The organism is Pseudomonas sp. FSL R10-0399 (genome assembly GCF_009600165.1).
GTDB classification, from domain to species: domain Bacteria; phylum Pseudomonadota; class Gammaproteobacteria; order Pseudomonadales; family Pseudomonadaceae; genus Aquipseudomonas; species Aquipseudomonas helleri.
Map to the genome: position 1 here is coordinate 1 of NZ_WIWK01000219.1, position 2654 is coordinate 2654.

Annotated in this window: 2 protein-coding genes and 2 pseudogenes; 2 read left to right on the forward strand and 2 right to left on the reverse strand. The window is 52.1% G+C overall.

Annotation, left to right across the window (positions count from 1 at the left end):
• Positions 1 to 402: 402 nt before the first annotated feature.
• Together GHO41_RS28895 and GHO41_RS28900 are read right to left on the reverse strand one after the other, a co-directional pair.
• Positions 403 to 717 (reverse strand): annotated as a pseudogene (locus tag GHO41_RS28895) (transposase); the annotation flags it as partial.
• Positions 708 to 1576, reverse strand: a pseudogene (locus tag GHO41_RS28900) (IS3 family transposase); the annotation flags it as partial. The pseudogenes GHO41_RS28900 and GHO41_RS28895, both read right to left, overlap by 10 nt.
• A gap of 102 nt (positions 1577 to 1678) precedes the next feature.
• Here GHO41_RS28900 and GHO41_RS30850 point away from each other — a divergent pair.
• Both GHO41_RS30850 and pilV read left to right on the forward strand, forming a co-directional pair.
• Positions 1679 to 2131, forward strand: coding sequence for a type II secretion system protein (locus GHO41_RS30850; protein ID WP_178126610.1), 453 nt, complete (start codon positions 1679 to 1681; stop codon positions 2129 to 2131).
• Positions 2132 to 2185: 54 nt separating this feature from the next.
• Positions 2186 to 2569: a shufflon system plasmid conjugative transfer pilus tip adhesin PilV gene (pilV, locus tag GHO41_RS28910; RefSeq protein WP_371929070.1), complete on the forward strand. Its 384-nt coding sequence runs from the start codon at positions 2186 to 2188 to the stop codon at positions 2567 to 2569.
• Positions 2570 to 2654 lie beyond the last annotated feature (85 nt).

The window sequence follows — 2654 nt, forward strand, 5'->3', positions numbered from 1 at the left end:
CATCACCGCGTTTTTGCAGGCATACCGAGTGGCTGGATCGCTCAGGTCCTCTGTAGGAGTCGAGCTTGCTCGCGATGACATCACCGCGCTTTTGCAGGCATACCGCGACCCCTTGATCGCGAGCAAGCTCGCTCCTACAGATGTGTGAAGGCCTCAAGTCCTCTGCAGGGGCGCGATGGCATCACCGTGTTTTTGCAGGCATATCGAGTGGCTGGATCGCTCAGGTCCTCTGTAGGAGTCGAGCTTGCTCGCGATGGCATCACCGCGCCTTGATCGCGAGCAAGCTCGCTCCTACAGATGTGTGAAGGCCTCAATTCCTCTGCAGGGGCGCGATGGCATCACCGCGCTTTTGCAGGCATACCGCGACCCCTTGATCGCGAGCAAGCTCGTCTCCTGCAGAGGTTATAACCATAGGGCATCCCAGTGAGGATAATCGCCCAGACGTTTGACCAGCCCAGCGCGCAGCGGGTTGGCTACGATATAGCGGGCAGTTTTTTTAAGGTCTTCGTCATATCGCAGTGCCCGGTCGTGATAGCCCTTTTGCCAAAGTTGCGCCCCACTATTCTGCTGCGCGTTGATCGCTCGGGCGCTACGTGATTTGGTTCTCTGCATGACGCTTGAAAGCGTGTTGTGGTGAAGTTCGATTAACCAATGGAGGTGGTCGGGCATTACAACCCACGCGAGGGACTTTACCAAACCCTCCTCTTGAGTTCGTCTTTCTCGGCCCAACCAGTGAGTTTTGCACTGATGAATTCGGGGCCGTTATCACTGCGAACTGCCTGCGGTTTTCCGCGCCATTCAATGACCTGATCCAGTGCCCGAACTACGCGTTCAGCTGGAAGCGACAAATCAATTTCCATACTCAGGGCTTCTCGATTGAAGTCATCAATTAGATTTAAAACCCGAAAGCTGCGCCCGTCTGCTAATTGATCGTGCATGAAGTCCATCGACCAGCACTGATTAGTCGCCTCGGGAACGGCCAGCGGCTCGGGTTTCTCGCGCACAATGCGTTTGCGCGGTTTGATACGCTGATTCAGTTCCAGCTCGCGGTAAATTCGATACACCCGCTTGTGGTTCCAGCGATACCCCTTCACGTTGCGCGGGTACAGAAAGCACAAGCCAAATCCCCAGTTACGCTGGTTGTACGTGAGTTGGATCAGTTTATCGGCAATCTCGGCGTTTTCAGGCGCCAAGCACGGCTGATAGAGATAGCACGTCGGGCTAATCCTGAAAGCCAGGCACGCTAACTTGATGCTGCACCGACCTGAGCGAACCGCTTCCTGCGCCATCTCTCGTCGCCGAGATGGCTTCACCACTTTTTTGCCATGGCTTCCTGGATAATTTCGGCTTTCAGACGCTCATCGGCGTACATTTTTTTAAGTCGCCGATTCTCGTCCTCCAACTCGCGCAGCCGAGACAGCAACGATGCGTCCATACCGCCGAACTTGGTGCGCCACTTGTAGAACGTAGCCGAACTCATGCCATGTTCGCGGCATAGCTCTGGCGCAGGGGTTCCAGCCTCTGCTTGCTTGAGGATGGCCATGATTTGGCTGTCTGAAAAACGCGATGTCTTCACGCAAAATTTCCTTGATCCGGTGAGGAGAAAATTCTACTTCTGATGAGCACTTTTTTCAGGGGGGATTACCCCTATTGTTGGTTGTCGGGCTAGAGGTTGCCAGTGTCAGAATTGAAATGTAGAGGTTTTACCTTGGTAGAGTTGATGGTTGTGATGGCCATCTTTGGCATTATCGCTGCCCTCATGACTCCGAACATTATGACTGACATAAATCAACGTAGGGCTAACCTCACTATCGAGGAAACCCAGCTGATTATGGACGCTGCGCGTTCATATCGAATACAGAATGGGGTTTGGCCTGGGGATAGCACTTGCTCTAATGCGATCTCAATTATGAAAGGCTCATCCCCTGCATACATTGGAGGTGGCTTGATCACAAATAAATATAATTCACGCTTTAGCACCTCTTGTACCTCTCGGACTTTCAGTCTTGATCAAAATGCAATTGCTGATTGGGATGGCTACGTCGCAAACTCTCTGGCAGGGACTGAAATTGTTTCGGCAGCGACTCACCAAATACGAACTAAGGATGCTTCCGCCAGCGCCTGCACATGAAAATTGGACAAAATCCTTCATTACAGTGAATATATTTGCGACAACCTCCGAACTGTGGGTATCCCAGGATCAGAGGCGGCTCTAGATTCAAAGCTTTCGAGAATCGCAACTGGAAATGCTGAGCTGAACAAAATGCGCACCACTTTATTACTTGGAGGCAATGACATAAATGAGGTGGGAAACCTGAACGCGACCTCGGGTTCCTTTGCTGGGAATGTCACTGCGCAAATGCTGACAGTGCAACAGCAAGCTTCAATTAACGGTGCCCTCGCAGTGCAGGGTGAATCACAATTCGTAGGCAAGGCGAGATTCAATGACGAGTTGATTTTGGAAAAGCTTGTCGTTGAAAAAATTAGCGCGGATGTGAGTCGGGAGCATTGGCTAGAGACGCTTCCGGGAAACCACTATCTTGCCAATCCGGTGTGTGGCTGGGAGTAGAGAGAGTACTAAGGATGGTCTGAAGTACCCCCCTGTTTTCCGGCTACTGAGTCATCGGCGCTCTCAAAACACGGCAGCCGTTCAA